This window comes from Bartonella sp. AD13SXNS, assembly GCF_042196465.1.
Lineage (GTDB): Bacteria > Pseudomonadota > Alphaproteobacteria > Rhizobiales > Rhizobiaceae > Bartonella.
The window spans coordinates 208,727-233,757 of the sequence record NZ_JBHIQI010000002.1 but is presented as its reverse complement, the minus strand read 5'-3'; the positions used below and the strand labels follow the sequence as shown (position 1 = coordinate 233,757).

Below are 25,031 nucleotides of genomic sequence, written 5' to 3'. Positions count from 1 at the left end.
AGATCATCATGTTTAAAGCACAAAATGTTCAAGGCGATGCTTCATTTTTAATAGTGAGATCTACTTTGCTTAAAGCCTTGGATAGATCATTTTGTAAAGCAGATTCGAGATCAATTATTGTGAGCCCTTTATTATCTTTTGCTTTAATTTTAACACTCAATGTTTGCGGATTTTTAGCAAATTCACCTAAGGATTTTGAAATTTTTTCTGCTTCGTCATGATTTTTTAATAGAATGTTAGGGGTCTGCGTCATCATTAGATAGAAATCGTCATAGAGTTCCTTTTTAAGATCATGTTTGCTGTCATTAAGAGTTTGCGCAAGATAAGAAAAAAGCTTATCAATGAAACCTGCATCCTTATATTGTATATCAATTTCATTGATGCCAAGGTCTTGAGAAGCAGCAATCATTACATTTTTCTGACCAGAAAAAAGCTTTTCATCAACATCAATAACCTTGGCTGATATGTACCCAGATCCGACGTCTTTCATATCGAAAGACATTGCATTAAGAAAGAGCATACGTTTTTTTTCATCATAAGAAATATCAATTTTTCCTGAAATGTTAAAGCGCTCAAAGTTCAAATTTTTGAAGAGTTCTAAGTCTTTTTCATTCATTTTTTTAGGTAAAACGGAAAGGTTATTGAGGGAAAGAAAAAGTTTTTTAGGGATAGGTTGTTTCCACAAGCTTGGTTTGAATTGGAATGATTCGAGTGTTGCTTTCAACTGTGGTATATCAACGGTGACGTTATCAACTTTGGCATCGGCTGAGGTAATGGCGAGCAATATGTTTAGAAGTAGACCATTTTGTGCTATTTTTTCAGCGGTTTTATTATTCTCTTTTCTTGCATTAAGATAAGCTTTGATCAATTTTTCAGGAGTTTGTTCAAGTGGCTTCATCTTTAAACCAGATGTTTTAAACTGTTGGAGAAAGAAAGAGCTGTTTTTTTCTGCTTCTTCAAAAATATCAATGCTTATATTATTCAGAGAAATGGGACCAGTAACGGTTTTACCTTGATTGAGAGTATTATTTTTTCCAAAGATGATAGAATAGGCGTAGTTGATGTCGATATCATGGGCTTTTATTGTATCACTTTTAGCCATAAGCTGCATCTGTTTGGCACCATTGACTGCAACTGTTTTAAGATCCATATTTTTGATACTAACTGAACGGATATGGCCATTTCTAAAATCAGAAAGCTGGAAATTATTGACTTCAACCGTTTCTGTTTGCTTATTTTTATTTTCTATAGAAAGTTGTATATTGGGAGCAATAATTGAGGAAAGCTCAATACGCATCATTGTTTGTAAAAGATGTGATGAGAGTGTTCTATCTTTTTCTTTTAAGAATACACTCCTAAGAGAGATTTTAGGAATTTGCACATGAATATTATTATGCTTTAAATCAACATTATAGAGTGTGAAAGTTCCAGGAATAAAGGAAAGAGGAGGACGGGCAGAAATGGCACCAATGTTAAGTGATGTACCGGCTGGAACGGGTAATGTAACATTTTTCAAATTGACTTTACCTAAGATGCTCACTTCAGATGTTTCTGCTTTTATGGCGTGACGGGTTATCTTTTGCCTTACAAAATTGTCAAGATAGGGTTTTGCGATATAAAATCCACCAACCATTATAATTGCCAAGATAGCAATAAATCCAATAATGCAAGTAAGCCAATATCTTAGGTGACTTTGATACCCACTATTAAGATTGACCATTTTTTCTTCTTTCATTTTTATCACTCGTTAAATTGAGAGTGAAGATAAACTCTTTTTAAGCAACGACAAAGGTTAAAATATAGCGTGTACCAGTTTCAACAGTCATCTATGCTCTATATTAGAGGTATTCTTATCTTTTTAGCAATATAGCTTTATCAAATTTTATCAAATTTCTTTGGATTCAGCACTTTATAGAAAATCACACATAATAAGGAGAGGTAAGTTTATGCACATCATAATTTTTATCACTTTAAATTATCTTAAAATATTCCTATGTCTGCTTTTATCTTGCTGCTGTTTATAGGAATATTTAAAACATCAAAGATATGTTTTTATTCATTATAATTTAATGGGGAGAGGTGAGTGTTATGACAGAAAATCAAATAATGACCTTTTTGATCATTGGTCTTATGATGGTTGTTTTTATTTGGGATCGATTTCGTTATGATCTCGTCGCTATTTGTACATTGTTAATAGCTTGTGCTCTTGGTCTTGTTAGTCCGAAGGAGGCTTTTAGCGGTTTTAGTAATGATATCGTTATTATTGTGGGGAGTGTGTTTGTTGTCAGTACTGCTGTATCTCGCTCTGGTATAATGGAATTTATTATTCAACGAATATGGCCAGAGGTGAAATCGGTGCGTCTTCAATTAGCTTTTTTGGTTATTTCTGTTGTCGTGTTATCAATGTTCGTTAAAAACATTGGTGCTTTGGCTATTATGCTTCCGATAGCTTTTCAGTTTGCTCGTCGTTCTCAGGTTTCTCCTTCTGTTTTTTTGATGCCCATGGCCTTTGGTTCTTTATTGGGGGGGCTTATGACACAGATAGGAACATCCCCCAATGTTGTTATTTCAGCGATGCAGGAACGTTTAGCAGGAACACCTTTTACGATGTTTGATTTTACACCAGTTGGTGCGGTTATTGCGACGGCTGGTGTTTTATATTTGGTCTTGTTTTATTGGCTTTTGCCTGTGCGTGTACGTTCAGGTGTATCATTTGATGATGCCATTGATATTCGTAATTATGTTGCAGAGGTGCATGTTCCAATAAATTCACCGATTGTGGGGAAAAATATTGTTGATTTGGTTAAGCCATCAAGTGGTGATGTTATGGTGATTCAAATCATCAGAAACAAAGTATCTATTTCACCATTACCAGATTTTGTTTTGTCTGAAAACGATATTGTTTTGCTGGAAGGGTCACATACAGGGTTAGATAGTGTGATAAACTCTGCTCGTTTAGAGTTTTCTAAGGGGCGAACTATTTCTACAGGTGATAAGGACAGTGACATTGATATTATTGAAGCAGTTATCACCCATAATTCACCTCTTATTGGTATTAGTGCGAAAGAGTTTTCCCTATTTGATCGCTATAACGTAAATTTTCTTGCGTTAAGTCGTCAACATGAAAGAGTGCGGGGAAGACTTGATGATATTATCTTTCATCTTGGAGATGTGATTGTTTTGCAAGGACAGGATGCAGTTATTCCAAATTTGTTAAGGGAACTGAAATGCTTGCCCCTAGCAAAACGAAATATTGTATTTGGAAATTTACGACATGGTTTTATATCTTTGGCTATTTTATTTATAGCAATTATTTTTACAGCTTTTCATATTGTTCCAGTTGCTTTTTCTTTCTTTTCTGCTGCTGCTGCAATGGTTATCTTTCGCGTTTTGCCAGCGCGTGATCTTTATCAGGCATTAGATGGTCCAATACTAGTGCTATTAGCGGCTCTTATTCCAGTGAGTGAAGCGTTAGAGAAAACAGGATGTACTGATCTTATTGGTCAATGGTTGAGCCAATTGGCAATATTTTTCCCGCCATCTGGTGCCTTAGCACTTATGTTGGTGACAGCCATGTTGGTCACGCCATTTTTGAATAATGCAGCAACGGTGATGATGGTAGCACCAATCGCGTCAAGTTTTGCTCATTCTCTCCATTATAAGCCTGAAGCTTTTTTAATGGCTGTTGCAATCGGTGCAGGCTGTGAGTTCCTTACACCTATCGGACATCAAAGCAATATGCTCGTGATGGCACCAGGAGGATACCGTTTTAGTGATTATCCACGTTTGGGGGCTCCATTGGCGGTGTTGATCGTTATTATTGCTGTTCCAATGCTTATGTGGGTTTGGCCATTACAATAAGATATTTTCAGAAGCTTTGAATATCCATTACAAAAGGTTATTAATTGTATAAAGATAAATTGAAGGGATACACTTTCTTTGGCAAAATTTTATGAAAACTTCGCATTGATCATTCAGAAAGTCTTTCAAATATAGTTGATAAATTAGGTTTATCTGTGTCATTTTTATCTTCTGTAGAAATTGGTAGAAAATCTGTTCCAGTAGGCATGGAAGAGAAAATCATAGAATTCTATGCTTTAGATCAAGAAAAAGCTTCTCTGTTAAAAAAGAAGTCTATCTTTGTCGAAAGAATTTTACAATCAAACCGTCTAATCCGTTGCAACATGAAACTGTTGTTGCATTTATGCTACTTTTAGATGTCTTATTTTAAGGGGCGTGAGCAGATTTAAAAAAAATGTTAGAAACACTCCATGAAGTATGCTTTTTGTAGAGGCTATTGCGAAATTCTATTCCCCAACTTTTATTTACGCATCCCTCATATTAAAAAAGATATATAAATACAGTAAGCTAGATGAATAAAGAATAGTATTAAAATCCTATAATCGAATACAATACAATGATTGTGTTAAAGACTTTAAAAGATATCTCTCATATAATAGAGGGGAGGGTGCTGAAGATGGTAGGCAATCATGGATAATATTAAAGCAGTGATTTTTTTATAAGATTCAAAAGTTGTGATGTAAGCTCAAAGAACGTTTACATCGTTTTTGACTAAGACAGTTGCAAAAATCCAATTGATTTGGTTACATGTCGATTTGAAATAAATAAATCAGTAATTTAAAGATTTTAGTTGATTTAGGCTACCATCTTTGTCCATTTATGCGTAAAAGCGCAGAGAGTAAATTTTTACAAGGTATGATATATGTCGTATGATAGTTTTATTGCTGAAGTTAATGCTGAATTTCGTCAGGAAAAGGCGCTTGCTTTTTGGAGACGTTATGGTTTTTCAATTATTGGAGCAGTCCTTCTTTTCATCATCATGATAATTATTTATCAAATTTATCATCATGCACAAATAAAGAAAGCCAGCCATATTGGTGACGCATTTATAAAAAGCCTTAATTTTGCGGATACACGTCATTTTGATAAAGCGATAAAGCAATTGGAGAGTGTTAAAGACTCTAACTTTGGAGGATATCCTTTTCTTGCTCGTTTGCGGGAGGCTTCTTTACTCATGGAGCAAGGTGATATGATTAAATCAGTGGAGATCTTTGATTCTGTTGCAGCGGATGAGAAAGCACCGCAGATTTTGCGGAAAGTTGCAAAAATTCGAGCAGCCTATATTTTAGTTGATACAGGAACTTTGGATGATGTCAAAAAGCGCATCAAAGAGATGGCAAGTGATGTCGATCCTATGCGTATGTCGGCAAGAGAAGCTTTGGGTTTAGCTGCTTACAAAGCAGATAAAATGGATGAAGCGGTTTATTATTTTAAGAAAATTTCTAAAGAAGGTGCTTTGGGTTCAAAAATAACAGATCGGGCTCGAATGATGCTTGAGCTTATGCAGGCTGAGGGCAAGGCAAATAAGGAATAAATAGATGAGCCTTACCATTGCTATCGTTGGTCGTCCCAATGTTGGGAAATCAACACTTTTTAATCGTTTGGTTGGGCAAAGGTTGGCTTTGGTTGATGATAAGCCAGGTGTAACACGTGATCGGCGTATTCATGCGGCAAAACTTCAAGATCTACGTTTTGATGTGATTGATACGGCTGGGCTGGAAGAAGCAGGTGACTATACACTTGAAGGGCGTATGCGTGCTCATACAAAAGCTGCGATCGATGAAGCGGATCTTATTTTATTCGTATTTGATGCAAAGAGTGGAATAACACCAAGTGATTTAAACTTTGCCTCATTGGTTCGCAAATCAGGAAAGCCCATTGTCCTTGTTGCCAATAAGTCTGAGTCAAGAGCGGCAACAGGAGGAGAGTATGAGGCGTGGTCATTGGGTTTGGGGGAGCCGTGTCCAATATCGGCTGAACATGGTTTGGGACTTAGTGATCTTCGTGATGCAATTATAGATGCTGTTGGGTCAGAACGCGCTTTTGACAAAAACAAAGAAGAAGATATCACGATACAGTCTGCATCTGTTGGTGATGATATAAACAATTTGGAAGAAGAGGGGCTTATTTACGATGAAGATAAGCCTATTCGGATTGCAATTGCGGGGCGCCCCAATACAGGAAAATCCACTCTTATCAATAGTATGCTGAAACAAGAGCGGTTGTTAACAGGACCAGAAGCAGGGCTCACGCGTGATTCTATTTCTGTAGATTGGGAATGGCGTGGTCGTCATGTTAAACTTTTTGATACTGCAGGTTTGCGTCGAAGATCGAAAATTCAAGAAAAATTAGAAAAATTATCCGTTGCGGACACTTTGCGTGCTATTTGTTTTGCAGAAGTGGTGGTCATTGTTTTTGATGCAACAATGCCTTTTGAAAAGCAGGATTTACAAATTGCTGATCTTGTGATTCGTGAAGGGCGTGTGCCAGTTATTGCTTTTAATAAGTGGGACCTTATTGAAAATAGTCAGGCTACATTGATTGATTTGCATGAAAAATGTGCACGATTTCTTCCTCAAGTTCGAGGTTTGAGGGCTGTTCCTTTATCGGGACAATATGGTCAAGGAATTGATAAACTTATGGAAAATGTGATGATGATGCACCGTGTATGGAATCGTCGCATTTCGACAGCTAAATTGAACCAATGGCTTGAAACTGTTGTGGCACATCATCCACCGCCTGCGGTTTCGGGGCGTCGACTTAAGGTTAAATATATCACACAGATTAAGACGCGTCCTCCTGGATTTATGATTTCTTGCTCGCGTCCCAAAGTTATGCCTCAGTCGTATTTACGTTACCTTATCAATGGGTTACGTGAAACATTTGATATGTCTGGTATACCAGTTCGCATATCCTTACGAGCCTCTGATAATCCTTTTGCGGCAAGTTCCAAGAAGAAAAGATAGCGCTTTAATTTTTTAAGTGAAAGAAATCTCTACTTCAGAATCTTAGAAATAAGCTTTTTGATGATCTATTGCGTTCTAAATATAAGAATGAATTAATAATCTCAACAGACAATATCTTGCTTTTCATAAAAGAAAAAAATTCTTTATTTGCTAAAATCTTGATTGATCAATAATCATTGATCATAAACGCTATTGATCCGCCCCATTTTTACGCTTATGGAGTAACAAGCCGGTATCATCACACACTTTGCAAGCTCCCAATATTGTTACAGCTCTTGAATTAAGACGATTCATAAAAGGCATTTTTTCTCCTTTCTTCTATGTTTTTATCCACACGCTAATCCTGCTTGTAACATACAAACGAATGGTTTTGATTGATTCAACATAGAGAGATTTGGAATGAGAGAATCTTAAGATATTCGGAATTCTTATTTAAAATGAATTATCTTTATAAATCAGTATATTGCTATTAAATAAAGTTCTCTCATTTTAATTATCTCTTGATAAAATTATTTATTCGCATGTTATAAGAATAGTTTAATAGGGGGAGTATTTAAGAAAGAGCACACGATTCTCTTAATGGGTTATTTAAATGAAAGAATAGATGCAATATGAGGGTGGGGAAATATAACTATGTGCTTGTTTGAAAAGAAACATTAAATTATCTTTTCATAAAAATAAAGGGTGTGAATAAGCGCTTTTGCTTGCGATAGTTTATCTAAATAAAAAGCAAAAATACCTGCTGAATCTATCAATATTCAATTATAAAGGGTAAGATTCAACAAGTGGATTAAATTGTATAAAGCGATATGGTGATCGTATTCAAATATTATGTGTTCTATTGGTCTGAGCTATTTAGAATCATAGATTTATTAAGATCTCGTATTTAAAGAAAGCTCTCTTAATGCCTTCAGGTTCATTTCATGATGATGTCCGTAATGGTATATGTAAAATACCTTGCGAGTAGGTTCATATAAAATCCGCAGAGTATTCTCATTTTCATTAAAATAAAAAGTATGAGTTTATTTAAATAAAAGACGTAAGCCAACGCCACCATACTGTTTTCCAGCTTTCAATGTTGTACCCATCCTCGTTTTTAAAGAGAGCATAAAAGGCATATTTTCAATCATTTTTAATCACACACTCCCCTGCTTGTGATGTAAAAACAAATAGTTTTGATTGATGTAATATGAACAAGCTTGAAATGTAAAGAATCTTACGACATTCGGCATTCTTAATTTAATATAAAAAATGATAATTTATCTTGATAAATCAAATCATTGTTAAATTTAGAATACTAAACATGAACACATTTGCACATAATCATTCTAGCTTGCAAACAAATGTGATGCTGTTTTGCTTTCCCTCAAAATCATAATTATTGATATCACTTATAATATTTTGAATGTATATGAATTCATCTCCACAAAACAGATAAAATATACCGTATAATACTTTAATAAGATAATTATAAACATCATTGAAACATTATTCTTGGTAACATAATATACTAAACATATATTCACTGAATGTGCATCAATTGCGTAGGCTTTACTCATCATGGGTTAATGAAAATGGCTATTAATGAAATTCTTACACTTTTTAAGTGCAAGGTATTGATTTATAATGATAGTTTATAATTTTTCGATTTGAATAAGAACTCTGAGTATTAAGATATTTTTACGCATTCATATTGAATTAATCAAAACTATTTGTTTTTACATCACAAGAAGGGGGGATGTGATTAAAAATGATTGAAAATATGCCTTTTATGCTTTCTTTAAAAACGAGGATTAGTACAACATTGAAAGATGAGAAACATAGTATGATGGTATCGGGTTACACATTTTGTTAAGCATAAAGATGATGGCTTTATGAGTTTTATATTATTCATGGGAACTTTTTATTATACATTCACAGGTGCTATTGTGGAATCGATTTAGGTGCCTAAAAATATCTTTGTTAAAAATTGAAAAATACGTTAATTTATGCGATAAAATTTATACGATAAATTGTGATAGATTCCTTTTAGGATCTTGACGAATAAATTCAGGAACAATATGATACGCACGGTTTTATGAGATGCATTTTTCTTTGCTTTTTGATTAAGGAGCCAATGATGGCGATGGGCGAAAGACCCGTTATAAGCTTCAAGGAAGCTGAAGAGAAGAAGCAAGAGGAGTGTTTTCATTCAGAAGATTTGGAATGTCGTAGTAAGAACTTAAGCATGGCTTTAGTGCGTAGGCTCGCATTAAAGAAGCGGGAAGGTAAGAATAAGCGGGAAAAATCACAAGGAAGGATAGCAGATGCAATTAGGCTTTCCAGTGAGTTCTTAGCAAGTATTATAGTTGGTGTTGTTTTAGGGGTAGGGTTTGACAAGTTAGTAGGTTCATGGCCATGGGGATTGATGTTTTTTCTCTTCCTTGGATTTGCTGCTGGTGTATTGAGTATTCTTCGGTCTGTGGGGTATGTTTCCTCCAGCCAATTAGGGAAAAAAGGCGTATTGCGCCAAGATGAACAAAATAAAGGGACCAATGAAAGGTCCGATAAATGAGGTTGAAGTGACAGCGCACGCTCCAGATCCTATTCATCAGTTTGAGGTTTCTCGGCTGATTAAGATTTCCATAGGAAATATGGATTTATCGTTTACGAATGTGTCATTGTTTACAGTTATAACGGTTGTTGTGACGTCTATTTTTCTCTTCATTTCATCCTCAAGTCGTGGATTGGTTCCAACGCGGATGCAGTCTCTTTCAGAAATGGCCTATGAGTTTGTAGCATCAACTCTGCGGGAATCATCTGGCGTGCAGGGAATGCAGTTTTTTCCTTTAGTTTTTTCTTTGTTTACTTTTATTTTGGTTGCTAACTTTATTGGTCTTTTTCCCTATTTTTATACGGTTACATCTCAGATCATGATTACGTTTTCGTTAGCAATGGTGGTGATTTTGACGGTGATTGGGTATGGCTTTTATAAGCATGGGATCAGTTTTTTGAAACTGTTCGTTCCCAGTGGGGTTCCTGTTGTGGTTTTGCCTCTGGTGACAATGATTGAGATTATTTCTTTTCTCTCCCGTCCAATTAGTCTTTCTCTGCGTCTTTTTGCGAATATGCTTGCTGGTCATATTACGCTCAAAGTGTTTTCTGGGTTTGTTGTATCAATGGTTGGGGTAGGGCTTGTAGGTGTTGGTGGTTCGATTTTACCGCTTATTATGACTGTAGCGATTACCGCTCTTGAATTTTTGGTCGCATTTCTTCAAGCTTACGTCTTTACGGTTTTAACTTGTATGTATCTTAATGATGCAATTCATCCAGGACATTAATAGAACTGGCGGTTTTCCGTCGAATAATACAATTTCACTTTAAAGGAGAATAATATGGAATTAGTGCTTGCAGCAAAATATATTGGCGCTGGTCTTGCTTGTTTTGGTATGGCTGGAACAGCTTTAGGGCTTGGTAATATTTTTGGTAGCTATCTTTCTGGTGCATTACGAAATCCATCAGCAGCAGATAGTCAGTTTGGGCGTCTCGTCTTTGGTTTTGCTGTAACAGAAGCTTTGGGAATTTTTTCATTGCTCATTGCTTTATTACTTCTTTTTGGGGTTTGATCATCATCAAAAGGGTATATCTGTTCTCTACGTGAGGAAAGATTTACCCTTTTTACTCTTAACCAGAGAGATGTTAGTCGGTTATCATCAGTTATAGAGGGCTTTATAAGTTATTTAAAGGATGAAAGAAGATGTTTTTTCCCAGCGCTTATGCACAGAATACTGAAACGTCGATAGAGCATATTAAAAAAGTGGCAGAGAAAGCAGATCGTGTGTTTCCACCTTTTGATTTTGTACATTTTAGTTCGCATTTTTTCTGGTTGGCAATTTCTTTCGGGCTTTTTTATCTTTTTATTTCTCGTGTTATTGCGCCGCGTATTGGTGGTGTTATTGAAACACGTCGAGATCGAATTGCATCTGATTTAGATCAGGCAATGCGCATGAAGCAAGAAGCAGACATTGTCGTTGAAACTTATGAGCGGAAATTAGCAGAAGCGCGTTTGAACGCGCAGGCTATAGCGCAGGTAGCTAGTGAAGAATTAAAAGAAAAGGTGGAGCTTGAACGGAAAGAAATTGAAGAGAGTTTAGAGAAAAAACTCGCAGATGCTGAAAAACAGATAGCAAAAATTCGGGATAAAGCGATGCAAAATGTTGGTTCTATCGCTGAAGAAGTAGCTCTTGAAATTGTGAAAAAATTGATTGACGTTGATATCAGCAAAGAGGCTGTTCGTTTAGTTATTAAAACTGCGGATTATTGAGGAAGACAAAGATGACTGATACTTTTTGGGCATTTGTTGGGTTAGTTCTTTTTTTGGCTCTTTTAGTCTATTTCCAAATTCCACAGAGGATTATACACCATCTTGATGCGCGCGCGAAACGTATCAAAGATGAACTGGATGAGGCTCTGCGTCTTCGTGAAGAGGCACAGGGAATATTGGCTGAATATCAACGCAAACATGCAGAAGCAGAAAAAGATGCACAAGAAATTATTGCTGCAGCAAAGCATGAAGTTGAATCTGTTATTGCTGAGGCTCGTACAAAAGCAGAAGAATATGTAAAAAACCGCAATAAATTGGCAGAGCAAAAAATCGCTCAGGCAGAAGCGGATGCAATACGCATGGTCTCTTCATCTGCTATCGATTTGGCAATTTCTACAGCGCGTACCCTTATTGCAAGAGAATTAGATTCTAACAAGGCAGATAAACTCATTACAGAGTCTCTTGCGAAAGAATCACTGATCAAAATGAAAACATATCTTAATTAATGGTTTCTTGAAGATAAAGAATTGCTTCTTTAGATGGGTAATTTTTCAAGATTGAATGCTTTATCTCTTAAATTGTGGTGCGAGGCTAATTTTGTATTGGTTTTGCATTGAGTTTAGAGAGGTGTGCTATCGCGCTTAGATTCTGTTTTTGATTCTATTCGTGATGATTTATAATACCTATAGAAAGTATCATCATCTTTGTGATTATTAAGTGATAAGTCTGCAGCATTATTGTCTTATTCTCTAAAATTTTGTGGCTACTTTTGTATTTAGCAACTGCTTTTACATTTAGCGTGGTTTATGAGAAACACATTGATTCATTTCTCAAGAGTTTTTATCTGCATATTGATCTCTTTTATGAATACGGTTATTTCTTGTAAGCGGAGAGTTTAAAGGGGGAGATTCTTATTTTATTCTATATTCTTATTGAATGTGAAAAATGATAAATTGATCATTATAAATCAATATCTTGTTGTGCTGTAAAATACCGTTGTGTAGAGGGGTGATATAAGGCAATAAGCTTTATGTATTAAGTTATTTTTAAATATCGTGATCAGTATTCAGGGTAGGGCGTGTCTGTCGTGCCTATAAAGTGGATTGCATGAGTGGTCAGCAGGTGGAACACGACGAGAGAAGCTGGACTGTTGATAGGCTAGAGGCTGGTAGGAAATTCCATCTTTTGAGGTGTGAGAGGAGATCAATTTCATGATTTTATTAATTGATAGGATATTTTAGTTTTAAATGACAAGTTTTGAGAAATCTGCAACCGATTGTGTAATAGTGTGAGCACGTTTGAGAAGAGCAAGACGGTTAGCACGAACATCTGGATTTTTATCATTCACCAATACTTTTTCAAAAAATATATCAATCAATTTTCCGAGTGGCGCTAACACACTAAGAGAGAGCGATAAATTTGTTGTATTGATGGTGGCAAGAATCTTTCTTTCTACCTCATAGATTGCACGGTAGAGCTGCTTTTCTTCTTCCTCAATAAGGAGTTCAGGATTAATTTCATTCGTTATTGTTGTGCTTTTTTGAAATTCATTTTCAAGAATATTGGCAGTACGTTTTACAGAGGTTGCAAAGCGCATTCCGTCATTTGTATTGATAAAAGCAATAAGCGACTCGACATGACGTGCAACCAATAAAAAATCATCAGACTTTTTGTTTAAAACTGCTTCAAGGGCATCATAACGAGCACCTTCCTCTTTTAGATAGATCTTCAAACGATCATGAAAAAAGAATAACAGATCTGATAAAATATATTCTGTCTTTTCTGGAAGCAGATTCTGCAATTGTGGATTTTCCCTTTGAGAATTTTCATCTTTATTTCTTTGTTGTAAAAAAAGATTCGTTGCCAACTGAAACAGTGGCATAAGATTGATTTTCCAATCCCGCGAAAGTACAAGCCTAATAATTCCCAGTGCTGCTCGTCTTAACGCATAGGGATCTTTTGAACCCGTTGGCTTTTCATTAATGAGCCAAAAGCCAACGAGCATATCAATTTTGTCGGCTAACATAATTGTTATAGCAAGTGGTTCTTGCGGAAGACGATCTGTTGGTCCTTGAGGTTTATAATGGTCTTCGATTGCGACAGCGACGTGAGGATCTTCTCCTTGAAGAAGGGCATATTTTTGCCCCATTGTTCCTTGCAGTTCAGGAAATTCTCCGACAATTTCTGTTTGTAAATCAGCTTTTGCAAGAACTGCTGCACGTTTCGCTAAGAGAGGATCTGCTTGTATCAAAGGTGCAATTTTTTGTGCGAGTGTAGCGATGCGTTCTACTCTTGCGCCTTGTGTACCTAATTTGGCGTGAAAAGTTACATTCAAATGATCAAGTCGCGCCATTCTTTGATCAAGAGGTTTTTTTATATCAAGATCAAATTTTTTTATAGAAGATTCCAATTGTTTAATATCGGGCAAATCACGCTGATCTGTTTTCCAAAAATAGAGTGCATCAGAAAGACGAGCATGGACAACTTTACTATTTCCTTTAGAAATTTCTTTGCCTTCATCATTGGCGAGAATATTAGAAACGAGAATAAAATGATGAGAAAGTTTTATCTTTTCCCCTTGTTTACGGGTGACAAAACATTTTTGATTAGCTCGAATGGTCAAGCGAATAATTTCTGGAGGAATATCAAGGAATGATTTGTCAAAATCACCCATAAGGATAACAGGCCATTCAACAAGGCCAGAAACTTCTTCTAGGAGGGCATTATCTTGAACCAGTTCTAAACCGTTTGCAAAGCAAAGATTTTGAGCATCAGCTAAAATAATATTCTTTCGTCTTTCTGCATCCAGAATGACTTTATGTGTTTCAAGTTGAGTAACATAGTCATCAAAGCGACGCACCTGGAATGGTTTTCCGTCACTTAAGAAACGATGACCATAAGTTAGATTATTGCTCTTAAGAGAACCAATTGTAAACGGAACAACACGTGTTTCGCCAATTTCTGGTCCGAAGATGCAAAGAATATTTTGTAAAGGTCGAATCCACTTCAGAACACCACTTTTTGCGGAATCTTTTCCCCAACGCATAGATTTCGGCCACGGAAAGTTGCGGATAATATCTGGTAAAATATCGGCAATAATTTTTTCTGCAGGCTGACCTTTTTTAACAATTTTAGCAATATAAAAATCGCCTTTTTTATCATCATGTCCAAGATATGCTTCAGAAATATCGTTGAGCCCCGTTGCACGCAGAAAACCATCAATGGCATGCTGTGGTGATTTTGTACTGGGACCTCTGCGTTCCTCATGGATATCTTTTGAGCGTATAGAAAGTCCGCGTACGTCCAATGTTAGTCGACGAGGTGTCCAATATTCACGAGCGGCTTTATAGGTTAATCCAGCATTCACAAGTTGATCCGTAACAGCTTTTTTAAGATCAGCAGCAGCTTTTCGTTGCATGCGTGCGGGGATTTCTTCACTGAAAAGTTCAAGAAGAAGATCAGACATTAGGCTTCTCCCGTGTATATTTGTCCAGCTTCTGTGAGTAAGAAGGCTTCCCCACAACGGCGTGCAAGATCGCGAACGCGCAGAATGTAATTTTGCCGCTCGGTTACAGAAATAACGCCACGTGCTTGCAAAAGATTAAAGATATGGCTCGCTTTAATACATTGATCATATGCAGGAAAAACACAGCGATGGAATGCATTTTCTTTATTTTGTTTTCCAGCATCAAGAAGTGCGCTGCATTCGCGTTCTGCATCGATAAAGTGCTGATGGAGCAGTTTTGTATCAGCAAATTCGAAGTTGTAATATGAGTATTCCTGTTCTGCCTGTAGAAAAATATCTCTATAACTTATTTTATTTTCTCCCTCCAAACCATTAAAGTTAAGGTCATAGACGTTATCAACCCCTTGGATATACATCGCTAGACGCTCAAGACCGTATGTAAGTTCCCCTGAAACTGGAGCGCATTCAATGCCGCACACTTGTTGAAAATAAGTAAATTGAGAAACTTCCATTCCATCGCACCAGCATTCCCATCCAAGCCCCCAAGCACCAAGAGTGGGACTTTCCCAATCATCTTCAACAAAGCGAATATCATGCAATTTTGTATCAAGTCCAATAGCTTGTAGCGACTTTATATAAAGTTCTTGTAGATTGAGCGGAGAGGGTTTGAGAAGCACTTGGAATTGATAATAGTGTTGTAAACGATTTGGATTCTTACCATATCGGCCATCTGTTGGACGTCGAGAGGGTTGGACATAAGCAACTTTCCAAGGGCGTGGACCTAGAGAGCGTAATGTTGTTGCTGGATGAAAAGTCCCAGCTCCAACTTCCATATCGTAAGGTTGCAAAATCGCACATCCATAGTGCGCCCAATAATTTTGCAAAGTTAATATGAGTCCCTGAAAAGAACGTGTGGGATTAAGATGTTCAGGCAGTTTCACGCTTTATACTCTTTATATTGGACTAAACAAAAAACCAAAGTAATTTTAGTTTCTCTATTTATTATTTCATGTGGTTTACGGTTAAGCATTGTTTATTGCAAACCAAATTTCAATTTTTCTTGAATTTGTTTAGAATTTTCTGGTTTTCCGTCAATTGCGTGGTTCCATTGAAAGATTGCTTCACGTTTACGTCCAACTTTCCAATAGGCATCCCCTAAATGATCATTCAATGTTGGGTCTTCAGGTTGTAATCTGATAGCATTTTCCAATATTTGGACTGCTTTGTTATATTCTTTTAGTTTATAATAAGCCCATCCTAGAGAATCAAGGATATGACTGTTTTGCGCTTGCAAAGCAGAAGCTTTTTGCAGCATATGGAGAGATTCTTCAAGTTTCTCACCACGTTCCACAAGGGAATAGGCCAAATAATTAAGAACTTGCGGTTGGTTTGGGAAAAATTCAAGTGATTTTCGCAAGTCAATTTCTGCTTTTGGCCACTGTTGTAAACGTTCAAAAGCAATACCACGCTGATAAAAGAGTTTCCAATCGTCCTGTTGAAAGTTTTTTATCTGGGCAATAGCGTGGTCTAGAGTTTTAGTGGCTTCAAGAAATTTATTGTCCTGCATATAGAAAGCAACGAGTGTTATCAAAATGTTACGATCGTTGGGAAATTTTTTATTTAACAATGTGAGTAATTTTATTGCTTCTTTGTAATTATTGTTATTGATAAGGAGGAAAGCAAGATGCAGTTGCCCATCTTTATAATAGGGAGATTTAGGGGATAAAGCGCGATAAAGTTTAATTGCTTGATAAGGGTCGCCTAATTTAGCAGAAATATGTGCGAGCTGAAACAATGTTGCATCATTTTGAGGGTATAAAGCGAAAGCTAACTGTTTGAAAATACGTGCAATTCGTCCTGAGTTTTTATAGTTTAGGGCAGTTCCAAAATTATACAATACCTCGGCTGCTCCTTGTTGGGGTGTTTTAACAACCCTCTCTAAGAAAGCATTTTTTTCAATTTTTTCTCGAAAATTTTTAAGGACTTCTCGACCTGACAACATTTGTTCGCCATGCTGGACTGTTTGCAGAGCTTGGTTGCGCATATTACGGCGCAATTGGAATGAGGCATAGGCTATGATAATACGCTCATAAGTATTAGGAGCGATAAGAGTTCCCTGTTTGTTATTCAGTGCTTTAATGAAATATCTTTTTGCATCCTGTGGTCGTTCTGCAAGGTCGCTCATAAGTGCTAAATGATAAGATATAAAAAGGTCATACCAGATAGGACCTTTGAGCTTTTTAAGATCAGCGATTGCTTGAGATTTGTGTCCAGATCCAAATGTAATCCAAGCACTAATTAATTCAGGTATTGGATTATTGGATGTAGGAAGTTCTTTTGATTGCAGAAGAAGTTTGGCATTTTTGTAGTCTTTTTTGATGAGACTTTCTACTGATAACGTTAAGGAAACAAAAGGTGTTATAACATTTTGCTTTTTGAGTTTTTTTGCCTGTTGTACCGCTTCTTTAAAGTTTCCAACCGAGAGCATAGCTTCAAGGAGCTCTTTTTGTGTTTCAACGTTATCGGGTTGATAAACGAGTGCCTGTTTAAAATAATGAATGGCGAGATCTGTTTTATTTTCATGATTTGCAACCCTTCCAGCTAAATAAGCACCTGTAAATGAGTTTGTATGAATTGCAGAGCTTATTTTACTGTAGGTGAGGGATGGTATCATCATGATACCCACGATAAAGAGGGTAAAAAGTCGGGATACCGTTGCAGAGCACATGGAGCTAATCCTTTTCAAGATAATCAATCGATAATGTAATTTATAAATCATATCTCATTACTTTGTTGAAAAATATTGCGATTCTTTCAAAGAATCAGTTTATACGTGCAATACAAAACTCAACAGTCTCAAGGAGAGCATTGTAAGCAAGGTTTTCGTTCATGGGAACAAGAGCATCAACTGCATACTTTCCATAGACACGTGCTTGTTTTATTGTATCTGTGATACTATCATACTTTTCCATTAAGTGTTGCGCGTATTCGAAGGATTCATCATTGGCATTACCCTCTTCAAGTGCTTGTTTCCAGAAAGCTTTTTCTACCGTATTTCCACGCTCATAGGCAAGAATAACAGGCATCGTGATTTTTCCTTCTCGAAAATCATCTCCTATATTTTTTCCTAAGTTTTGGGCACTACCACTATAGTCAAGTGCATCATCAATCAATTGGAAAGCTAAACCTAAAGATGTTCCATATTCACGTAATGCAGAACGCTCTTTATCTCCATAGCCAGCAACAATGGGTCCTACTTCGGCGGCTGCTGAAAAAAGTGCCGCTGTTTTTGCATTGATGATTTTGAGATAGTCTGAAGGACTGGTTTTGATATTTTTTGCAGCAGAAAGTTGCATAACTTCTCCTTCGGCAATAATTGCAGCAGCGTTTGCTAGGACAGAGAGCGCTTCTATAGAGCCGACATCAACCATCATTTTAAAAGCTTGCCCCAATAAGAAATCACCAACAAGCACACTTGCTTGATTTCCCCAAATCATCCGTGCCGTAGATTTTCCACGTCGTAAATTACTTTCATCAATCACGTCATCGTGCAGTAATGTTGCTGTATGCATAAATTCAACGGCTGTTGCAAGTTTTATATGCCCGTCACTTTGATAATTGAACATATGAGCAGAAGCGAGAGTAATCATTGGTCGTAACCGCTTTCCCCCTGATGAAATAAGATGATTAGAAATTTCAGGAATCATCTCAACCTCTGATTTTGCCATAGAGAGAATAAATTGATTTACGCGCTTCATATCTTGTTGAGTAAGATTGATAAGAGATTGAAGAGAAATTTGATTATTTCTTATTTGTTCTGGTTTGATGGCTGCACTCAATGTATTTACTCCTAGAGTATTGCAATGGACATGTATAAATTCTATTTTATTGGTTAGCATAAAGGGGGTTTTATTTTGACTCAAGCCTTTGATGTGGCTTTGAAGTGTAAGCTTTGATAGATCTTGTCAAGAAATGTTCTTTAATAAGTGTAATGTTGTTGTTATAAAATGATAAAAAAAATTAAAATGGTAGCTGAATAGCGAAAGTGCAATTTATACAAGGTGAACATTAGACTTTTAAATGGATAAAGCAACGAATCAAAGTGGTGAAACAATTGACAGTTTTCATCGCGGGAAATTTTATTTGGTTCAACCTCATAAATATGGCCATCGTTCTGGGATGGACGCTATGTTATTAGCTAGTTTGGTTCCGAGTGATTTAAAGGGCAAGGTCGTTGATTTAGGTGCAGGTGCTGGAGCTGCAGGGCTGGCTGTTGCTTCACGTTGTCTGAAAGTTCATGTTACCTTAGTTGAACGTTCGGCTTTTATGATATCGTACGCTCAAAAAACGCTTATGCTAAAACAAAATAAACAATTTACTGGCCGCATTTGTTTGCTAGAAGCAGATGTTACTTTCAAGGGGAATGAACGTATAAAAGCAGGTTTGATAGATAATAGCTTTGATTTTGCGATTATGAATCCACCTTTTAATAATCCTACTGATCGCAAGACACCTGATCAACAAAAATCTGAAGCACACGTTATGCCTGAAGCGATGTTTGATAATTGGTTGCGGAGTGCAGCAGCGATTGTCAAGCCAGGTGGATATTTAGGGCTAATTGCACGACCACAATCGCTGGCAGATATCTTGCGTGCTTTAGAAGGGCGTTTTGGTGGTATTTGTATAATTCCTGTGCATGCACGTGCAAAAACAGCAGCAATTCGTCTTTTATTTTACGCAAAACGAGGAAGTAGAGCAGCTTTATCTATTTTACCGGCACTGGTGATACATGAAGATAATGGTCATACTTTTTCACCACGGATTGATGCAATTAATAATGGATATATAAGCTTGTGGGAACTTTTGTAATGGTATCTTGTGTTTTTCAGTTTATTCTTTAAAGTCTACACTTTGTTACTAGGGAGGTTTAGCTTTTGGATGAAATTATATTTCTGGTTGTAATGTGGGGATTGATTGGCGCTTTTGGATGGTATCGCGTTGTTCCTTTTTGTTGTTCTTTCCTCTTTAATTTTTCTTAACTTATAAGGAGATTTTGTTTTGATTGACGTTATCAAGAAACTTGTTCCCCATCGTTTTTCTTCCAATAAATTAGAAATTCCTGTCGTTCGCCTTCAAGGGGCGATTATGGATTCGTCAGCATCTATATCTCGTACGCTTTCCCTCAGTAGATGTGCCAGTCTTTTAGAGAAGGCTTTTGCGTACAAAAAAGCACCGGCTATTGCCCTTATTATCAATTCTCCTGGAGGTTCACCTGTACAATCGCGTTTAATCTTCAAGCGTATTCGTGATTTGGCAGAAGAAAAAAATAAAAAGGTTCTTGTATTTATTGAAGATATAGCAGCATCCGGTGGTTATATGATTGCTTGTGCAGGAGATGAAATTTTTGCAGATCCTTCTTCGATTGTTGGTTCCATTGGGGTGGTTTCAGCTTCCTTTGGTTTTCCGGAACTTTTAAAGAAAATTGGTGTGGAGCGGCGCGTTTACACAGCAGGAAAAAACAAGGTTACACTAGATCCATTTCAGCCTGAAAAAAAAGCGGATATTGAGCATTTGAAATCTCTCCAACTGGAAGTACATCAAACTTTTATCGATTTAGTTAAAGAGCGGCGATCTACAAAATTATCAAATGATTTGAATCTCTTTACAGGAATGTTTTGGAGTGGAAAAAAAGGCGTTGAACTTGGTTTGATTGACGGATTGAATGATGTACGTTCTGTTATTAAGGAGCGCTTTGGTAATGATGCAAAACTTCGACTTATTACGCCTCCAAAAAGTTTTTTAAGCCCTAAAACGCCTTCAGGAGTGACTGCTCATACAGTTTATACAGCAGTTGACAGTGCGTTGATGGCAGCAGAAGAGCGGGCACTTTGGCAGCGTTACGGTTTGTGAGGCCAAAAATCATTCGAGAGGAGGTTTTATCTAAAAACAGATGATAGAAGAAAAAAGGCTTGAAATGATACGAAAGTTTATTTTGTATAAGAATTCTCCATATTTATTACTTATTTAGAAAACGATTAAGAATATTTCAAGCTGTTTATAGGGTTTATGCTACAGGTATGAATGAAAGGGGCATATTTATAAAAGAACTCTGTATAGGTTAATATTACGTCATATGATATCACATGTAAAAGCTTCGATCCAAAGACATTCTTATGTATTTACACCCATTAAATTGAATTTAGCTTTGCATGTTGTGGGGCAACGTGCTGATGGTTATCATTTAATAGAAAGTTTGGTTTATTTTAGTCTTAGCGGTGATTGCTTACACTATGCGTCTTGTGAAAGTGACCAGTTTGTTTTAACGGGGCCATTTGCAAAAGGGCTTGTTTCTCATTCAGATAATTTGGTTATTCGTGCACGGGATTTTATGCATAAGACTTTTCCTGAAAGTGCTCAACCTGCGTTTTTTCGACTTGTAAAAACATTACCTGTTGCCTCAGGTATTGGTGGTGGCTCAGGTGATGCTGCTGGGGTTGTAAGCATGTTGTATCAACAGTGGAATCTTGATTGCCCTTATGAAAAATTAGCAAAAATGAGTTTAGTTCTTGGTGCTGATGTACCCATGTGTCTTTTTGCATTAGAATATCAGCAGCCACTTTTGGTTAAAGGGATTGGTCAAAAGATCATACGATTACAAGAGGCTTGTTCACTGGCAATGGTATTGGTTAATCATGGACAAGAAATTTCAACACAAGCTGTTTTTAAAGCGTTAGAGAAGCGTCATCATCCTTCTTTAAAAATTGATTCAGTCGCTTTAAAGACTGTTGATTCATTGGTTGAGGTTTTACAAGAAACGCGTAATGATCTTTTTTCTCCGGCATTAAAAATGGCACCTCAGTTAGCCGAAGTGTTATCTGTATTAGATGAATGTGGGTCTCTTTTTTCTCGTATGTCTGGAACGGGGGCAACTTGTTTTGGCATTTTTAAAAATCAACAAGCAGCGCAAAAGGCAGCTCTTTTTATCAAATCAATGTACCCAAATTGGTTTGTAAAACCGATCATGACTTTAGGAACTATTTGAGAAATAAAAACTTTTGTTTTGTCCTGATTCTACTATACATAATGAAGAGGGTAACTAAAGAAATCTACTTTTTGTTTTTTAAACAAAATGAATACATGCTAGAATAATTTTTTAGAAGAAAAATGGACAATAGGATACTCTTTATCTCATGGTTTGTTTTTATCTTTTGTGTAAGAATTCGCAGAATGTTTGAAGAACCATTTAAAACTGTAATGCTTGCAAAAAATAAGCAGGCTACAGAAATAAGTGTATATTTGTTGTATTTGTGATTTATCAAAGATGTTTAATGTGCCGCTTCAGCCAAATTTCTCGTGTGAATTGAATTTGCAGAAACAGGGGTTTTTTCATATAGCTGGTGTTGATGAAGTAGGACGGGGTCCTCTCGCTGGACCGGTGGTAACGGCAGCAGTTATCTTGGATAAAGATCATATTCCTGATGGATTAAATGATTCAAAAAAACTCTCTTTTCTTCAACGGAGTAGACTTTATCATGAAATTTTGCAAAGTGCATTGGCGGTTTCAATTGCTAGTGTTTGCGCTCGTACAATTGATCAATCTAATATTAGACAAGCAACTTTAGAAGCAATGCGTCGCTGTATTAAAGGATTAGCTGTTTCAGCCCACTATGTACTTGTTGATGGACGTGATATTCCCTCTGGGTTGTCTTGTCCCGCAATTGCGTTGATTAAGGGCGATCAGCGTTCGGTTTCAATTGCAGCCGCATCTATTATTGCGAAGGTAACGCGTGACCGGATGATGGAATGTGCAGGACAAGTTTATAAAGGCTATGGTTTAGAGAAGCATGTAGGATATGCAACGTTAGTTCATCGTACGGTTCTTAATAAATATGGTCCAATCGTAGGATTACATCGTTATAGTTTTGCACCACTAAAAGAACGTTATAGGAATGATGTATCATGACGATTCTACCACTCAATAGTGCTTCGATAAAAGAGGCAATAGCGCTTCTTGAACAAGGGAAGTTAGTAGCGTTACCAACGGAAACTGTTTATGGATTAGCAGGCGATGCGACCAATGGGGGGGCAATTTCTTCTATTTATTCTACAAAGGGTCGTCCGAAAATTAATCCTCTTATTGCGCATGTCAGCGGCATCGAAATGGCGGAACGTTATGTTAAAATTGACTTTCTTTCACGCCAATTAATGGAGGAATTTTGGCCAGGACCTTTAACATTGGTTTTGCCTTTAAAGGAACAGCATAATATCCATCCTTTAACGACTGCCGGTTTGAATACATTGGCTATTCGTTTTCCAGACAGTCGTTTTGCGGAAGTTGTACAATATTTTGGACGCCCACTTGCTGCTCCTAGTGCGAATCAATCAGGACGTCTTAGTCCTACTTCCGCTGAGGCTGTTTTTGCATCTTTGGGGGAATCTGTTTCTTTGATATTGGACGGAGGATCTTCTAAAATAGGGCTTGAATCAACGATTATTAAGATTTGTGGTGAAAATATTTATCTTTTGCGTCCAGGGGGGCTTGCGGCTGATGAAATTGAAGAAGTTGTGGGGAAGTCTTTAAAACGGATAGATCAAAGGGCAGCGATTGAAGCTCCTGGGATGTTAAAGTCGCATTATGCTCCCAATGCCACGGTTCGTTTGAATGTAGAAAAGGTGGAAAGTGGTGAAGCGCTTTTAGCATTTGGTTCAAAGCGTGTTATGGGGGCTGAAAATGCTGTTTCTATTTTAAACCTTAGCGAAGATGGAAAATTGGAAGAGGCAGCCTCTCATTTATTTCAATATATGAAGGAATTAGATTCATTTAAAGTGAAATGTATCGCAGTAGAACCTATTCCATCATACGGATTAGGAGAGGCTATCAATGATCGTCTTATACGGGCTGCGGCTCCAAAGGAGAAATGAACATGGAGCAGGAATTAATTGAGGGGTTTAGGAAAATTGTTGGTGCTAAGCATGCTATAACAGATCAAGCGTTTATTGCGCCGTATTTGCTTGAAGAGCGTGGGCTTTTTCATGGAAAAACACCTTTACTTTTACGCCCATCTTCTTGCGCAGAGGTCTCTTCGATTATGCAGTTAGCGAGCAAAACGCGCACACCGATTGTGCCACAGGGTGGAAATACAGGGCTTGTGGGGGGACAACAACCAGATGAAAGAGGAGGGAGCGTTCTTTTATCCATGGAGCGATTAAATAAGATTAGAGCTATAAATATTGAAGGAAATTTTGTTGTTGTAGAGGCTGGTGTTATTTTACAGGATTTACAGAAAAAAGTGGATGAATCAGGTCGTTTTTTCCCTCTTTCTTTGGCATCTGAAGGTTCTTGCCAAGTAGGAGGAAATCTTTCGTCGAATGCTGGAGGGACAGCTGTTTTAGCCTATGGCAATATGCGTGATCTTTGTCTTGGTTTAGAAGTTGTTTTACCGGATGGGCGGATTTTAGATGATTTGCGTTTTGTTAAAAAAGACAATAGCGGTTACGATTTAAAAAATCTTTTTATTGGTGCAGAAGGCACATTGGGCGTTATAACCGCAGCCGTTTTGAAGATTTTTCCAAAAATAAAAGGAAAAGCAGTTGCTTTGGTGGGATTATATAGTCCGGCGAAGGCTTTAGAGTTTTTATCTCTGGCTCAAGAATATGGAGGAGGGATGTTGACAGGTTTTGAGCTTATGTCAAAGCTCAGTTTGCAAATGGCTTTAGATTATAAGATGTGTGAGAAGCTTCCTCTCCAGCAGAAACATGAATGGTATGTATTAATGAACATTTCATCGTTGCAAGGCAATGATGAGGCGTTATCGGTATTGAGTACTATTTTAGAAGAAGCTTTAAAGAATGCGGTGATAGAAGATGCAGTTGTTGCGCAATCTTTAAAACAGCAAGATTTTTTTTGGCAATTGCGAGAAAGTATATCATCGGCACAAAAGTTGGCGGGAGGATCTATTAAGCACGATATTGCAGTACCGCTTGCTTCCATTCCTGATTTTATTGCTGAAGCAGCACTTATTGTTGAAGATATTTCTCCAGGAGCACGGGTGGTTTGTTTTGGACACATGGGTGATGGAAATTTGCATTATAATGTTACACAACCTGTAGGAGTTGATACGACAGTATTCTTGCAGTTATGGTCAAAAATGAACCATCGCATTCATAGTTTAGTGATGGATTATAAAGGTGCATTTTCTGCTGAGCATGGAATTGGTCAGCTTAAGCGCGAAGAACTTCGTTCTTTTAAATCATCGGTCGCATTAGATATTATGCAAGGAATTAAGGAAACGCTCGATCCTTTAGGAATAATGAATCCCGGAAAAGTATTATAATTCAAGAATGGTGAATTTTATCATTTATTTTTGTTTAGATTTTAATAACCAAAAAAGAAACCAGTTGTTTTTTATTCAAACTTTTAATAATCCAATGAGAA

19 protein-coding genes and 1 pseudogene are annotated in these 25,031 nt (G+C 36.9%); 15 read left to right on the top strand and 5 right to left on the bottom strand.

Going from position 1 to position 25,031, the window contains the following annotated elements:
- Positions 1–28 precede the first annotated feature (28 nt).
- Positions 29–1,735 (bottom strand): hypothetical protein, encoded by a 1,707-nt coding sequence (locus ACFIMQ_RS02980; RefSeq protein WP_375703362.1) that lies wholly within the window; start codon positions 1,733–1,735, stop codon positions 29–31.
- A gap of 353 nt (positions 1,736–2,088) precedes the next feature.
- Between ACFIMQ_RS02980 and ACFIMQ_RS02975 the strand changes: the two genes are divergently transcribed.
- From ACFIMQ_RS02975 to ACFIMQ_RS02935, 9 genes and pseudogenes are all read left to right on the top strand, one after another.
- The gene (locus ACFIMQ_RS02975) at positions 2,089–3,861 is read left to right on the top strand and encodes an SLC13 family permease (protein ID WP_375616348.1); all 1,773 of its coding nucleotides are present in this window, start codon (positions 2,089–2,091) and stop codon (positions 3,859–3,861) included.
- A gap of 104 nt (positions 3,862–3,965) precedes the next feature.
- A pseudogene (locus tag ACFIMQ_RS02970) lies at positions 3,966–4,231 on the top strand (XRE family transcriptional regulator).
- A gap of 492 nt (positions 4,232–4,723) precedes the next feature.
- Positions 4,724–5,395 carry a tetratricopeptide repeat protein gene (locus ACFIMQ_RS02965; RefSeq protein WP_375703361.1) on the top strand — a complete coding sequence of 224 codons (672 nt, stop codon included), beginning with the start codon at positions 4,724–4,726 and terminating at the stop codon, positions 5,393–5,395.
- Between the two features lie 4 nt (positions 5,396–5,399).
- Positions 5,400–6,827 (top strand): ribosome biogenesis GTPase Der, encoded by a 1,428-nt coding sequence (gene der / locus ACFIMQ_RS02960; RefSeq protein ID WP_375703360.1) that lies wholly within the window; start codon positions 5,400–5,402, stop codon positions 6,825–6,827.
- A 2,119-nt stretch (positions 6,828–8,946) separates the two neighbouring features.
- Positions 8,947–9,381 carry an AtpZ/AtpI family protein gene (locus tag ACFIMQ_RS02955; RefSeq protein WP_375703359.1) on the top strand — a complete coding sequence of 145 codons (435 nt, stop codon included), beginning with the start codon at positions 8,947–8,949 and terminating at the stop codon, positions 9,379–9,381.
- 7 nt (positions 9,382–9,388) lie between these two features.
- A complete protein-coding gene (locus tag ACFIMQ_RS02950; RefSeq protein ID WP_375608581.1) occupies positions 9,389–10,147 on the top strand; it encodes a F0F1 ATP synthase subunit A in 759 nt (252 codons plus the stop codon).
- A 54-nt stretch (positions 10,148–10,201) separates the two neighbouring features.
- Positions 10,202–10,432 (top strand): F0F1 ATP synthase subunit C, encoded by a 231-nt coding sequence (locus tag ACFIMQ_RS02945; RefSeq protein ID WP_004860748.1) that lies wholly within the window; start codon positions 10,202–10,204, stop codon positions 10,430–10,432.
- Positions 10,433–10,563: 131 nt separating this feature from the next.
- On the top strand, positions 10,564–11,130 hold the full coding sequence (locus tag ACFIMQ_RS02940; RefSeq protein ID WP_375703358.1) for a F0F1 ATP synthase subunit B: 567 nt from the start codon (positions 10,564–10,566) through the stop codon (positions 11,128–11,130).
- 11 nt (positions 11,131–11,141) lie between these two features.
- Positions 11,142–11,636 (top strand): F0F1 ATP synthase subunit B, encoded by a 495-nt coding sequence (locus ACFIMQ_RS02935; RefSeq protein ID WP_375703357.1) that lies wholly within the window; start codon positions 11,142–11,144, stop codon positions 11,634–11,636.
- 737 nt (positions 11,637–12,373) lie between these two features.
- Here ACFIMQ_RS02935 and glyS read toward each other — a convergent pair.
- From glyS to ACFIMQ_RS02915, 4 genes are all read right to left on the bottom strand, one after another.
- Positions 12,374–14,596, bottom strand: a complete 2,223-nt coding sequence (glyS, locus tag ACFIMQ_RS02930; RefSeq protein WP_375703356.1) for a glycine--tRNA ligase subunit beta — start codon at positions 14,594–14,596, stop codon at positions 12,374–12,376.
- On the bottom strand, positions 14,596–15,537 hold the full coding sequence (locus ACFIMQ_RS02925; protein ID WP_375607820.1) for a glycine--tRNA ligase subunit alpha: 942 nt from the start codon (positions 15,535–15,537) through the stop codon (positions 14,596–14,598). Before ACFIMQ_RS02925 ends, glyS begins: the two co-directional genes overlap by 1 nt.
- 92 nt (positions 15,538–15,629) lie before the next feature.
- Positions 15,630–17,324: a tetratricopeptide repeat protein gene (locus ACFIMQ_RS02920; protein ID WP_375703355.1), complete on the bottom strand. Its 1,695-nt coding sequence runs from the start codon at positions 17,322–17,324 to the stop codon at positions 15,630–15,632.
- A gap of 94 nt (positions 17,325–17,418) precedes the next feature.
- The gene (locus tag ACFIMQ_RS02915) at positions 17,419–18,495 is read right to left on the bottom strand and encodes a polyprenyl synthetase family protein (protein WP_375616162.1); all 1,077 of its coding nucleotides are present in this window, start codon (positions 18,493–18,495) and stop codon (positions 17,419–17,421) included.
- A gap of 181 nt (positions 18,496–18,676) precedes the next feature.
- Here ACFIMQ_RS02915 and ACFIMQ_RS02910 point away from each other — a divergent pair, with 181 nt between their 5' ends.
- The 6 genes from ACFIMQ_RS02910 to ACFIMQ_RS02885 all read left to right on the top strand — a co-directional run bounded on the left by ACFIMQ_RS02910 (position 18,677) and on the right by ACFIMQ_RS02885 (position 24,930).
- Positions 18,677–19,465 carry a tRNA1(Val) (adenine(37)-N6)-methyltransferase gene (locus ACFIMQ_RS02910; RefSeq protein ID WP_375616004.1) on the top strand — a complete coding sequence of 263 codons (789 nt, stop codon included), beginning with the start codon at positions 18,677–18,679 and terminating at the stop codon, positions 19,463–19,465.
- A gap of 189 nt (positions 19,466–19,654) precedes the next feature.
- Positions 19,655–20,506 carry a S49 family peptidase gene (locus tag ACFIMQ_RS02905; RefSeq protein WP_375616005.1) on the top strand — a complete coding sequence of 284 codons (852 nt, stop codon included), beginning with the start codon at positions 19,655–19,657 and terminating at the stop codon, positions 20,504–20,506.
- A 223-nt stretch (positions 20,507–20,729) separates the two neighbouring features.
- Positions 20,730–21,638, top strand: coding sequence for a 4-(cytidine 5'-diphospho)-2-C-methyl-D-erythritol kinase (locus ACFIMQ_RS02900; protein ID WP_375606425.1), 909 nt, complete (start codon positions 20,730–20,732; stop codon positions 21,636–21,638).
- A 279-nt stretch (positions 21,639–21,917) separates the two neighbouring features.
- A complete protein-coding gene (locus tag ACFIMQ_RS02895) occupies positions 21,918–22,559 on the top strand; it encodes a ribonuclease HII (RefSeq protein ID WP_375703354.1) in 642 nt (213 codons plus the stop codon).
- Positions 22,556–23,518: an L-threonylcarbamoyladenylate synthase gene (locus ACFIMQ_RS02890; RefSeq protein WP_375616007.1), complete on the top strand. Its 963-nt coding sequence runs from the start codon at positions 22,556–22,558 to the stop codon at positions 23,516–23,518. The genes ACFIMQ_RS02895 and ACFIMQ_RS02890 overlap by 4 nt, the downstream gene beginning before the upstream one ends.
- Before the next feature lie 2 nt (positions 23,519–23,520).
- Positions 23,521–24,930, top strand: a complete 1,410-nt coding sequence (locus ACFIMQ_RS02885) for an FAD-binding oxidoreductase (RefSeq protein ID WP_375616008.1) — start codon at positions 23,521–23,523, stop codon at positions 24,928–24,930.
- The last annotated feature ends 101 nt before the right edge of the window (positions 24,931–25,031 follow it).

What these genes read in the sequence shown, in the direction of transcription:
- ACFIMQ_RS02980 (WP_375703362.1), bottom strand. Translation starts at nt 1,735, where the DNA reads ATGAAAGAAGAAAAAATGGTCAATCTTAATAGTGGGTATCAAAGTCAC.
- ACFIMQ_RS02975 (WP_375616348.1), top strand. Translation starts at nt 2,089, where the DNA reads ATGACAGAAAATCAAATAATGACCTTTTTGATCATTGGTCTTATGATG.
- ACFIMQ_RS02965 (WP_375703361.1), top strand. Translation starts at nt 4,724, where the DNA reads ATGTCGTATGATAGTTTTATTGCTGAAGTTAATGCTGAATTTCGTCAG.
- der (WP_375703360.1), top strand. Translation starts at nt 5,400, where the DNA reads ATGAGCCTTACCATTGCTATCGTTGGTCGTCCCAATGTTGGGAAATCA.
- ACFIMQ_RS02955 (WP_375703359.1), top strand. Translation starts at nt 8,947, where the DNA reads ATGGCGATGGGCGAAAGACCCGTTATAAGCTTCAAGGAAGCTGAAGAG.
- ACFIMQ_RS02945 (WP_004860748.1), top strand. Translation starts at nt 10,202, where the DNA reads ATGGAATTAGTGCTTGCAGCAAAATATATTGGCGCTGGTCTTGCTTGT.
- ACFIMQ_RS02940 (WP_375703358.1), top strand. Translation starts at nt 10,564, where the DNA reads ATGTTTTTTCCCAGCGCTTATGCACAGAATACTGAAACGTCGATAGAG.
- ACFIMQ_RS02935 (WP_375703357.1), top strand. Translation starts at nt 11,142, where the DNA reads ATGACTGATACTTTTTGGGCATTTGTTGGGTTAGTTCTTTTTTTGGCT.
- glyS (WP_375703356.1), bottom strand. Translation starts at nt 14,596, where the DNA reads ATGTCTGATCTTCTTCTTGAACTTTTCAGTGAAGAAATCCCCGCACGC.
- ACFIMQ_RS02920 (WP_375703355.1), bottom strand. Translation starts at nt 17,324, where the DNA reads ATGTGCTCTGCAACGGTATCCCGACTTTTTACCCTCTTTATCGTGGGT.
- ACFIMQ_RS02915 (WP_375616162.1), bottom strand. Translation starts at nt 18,495, where the DNA reads ATGCTAACCAATAAAATAGAATTTATACATGTCCATTGCAATACTCTA.
- ACFIMQ_RS02910 (WP_375616004.1), top strand. Translation starts at nt 18,677, where the DNA reads ATGGATAAAGCAACGAATCAAAGTGGTGAAACAATTGACAGTTTTCAT.
- ACFIMQ_RS02900 (WP_375606425.1), top strand. Translation starts at nt 20,730, where the DNA reads ATGATATCACATGTAAAAGCTTCGATCCAAAGACATTCTTATGTATTT.
- ACFIMQ_RS02895 (WP_375703354.1), top strand. Translation starts at nt 21,918, where the DNA reads ATGTTTAATGTGCCGCTTCAGCCAAATTTCTCGTGTGAATTGAATTTG.
- ACFIMQ_RS02890 (WP_375616007.1), top strand. Translation starts at nt 22,556, where the DNA reads ATGACGATTCTACCACTCAATAGTGCTTCGATAAAAGAGGCAATAGCG.
- ACFIMQ_RS02885 (WP_375616008.1), top strand. Translation starts at nt 23,521, where the DNA reads ATGGAGCAGGAATTAATTGAGGGGTTTAGGAAAATTGTTGGTGCTAAG.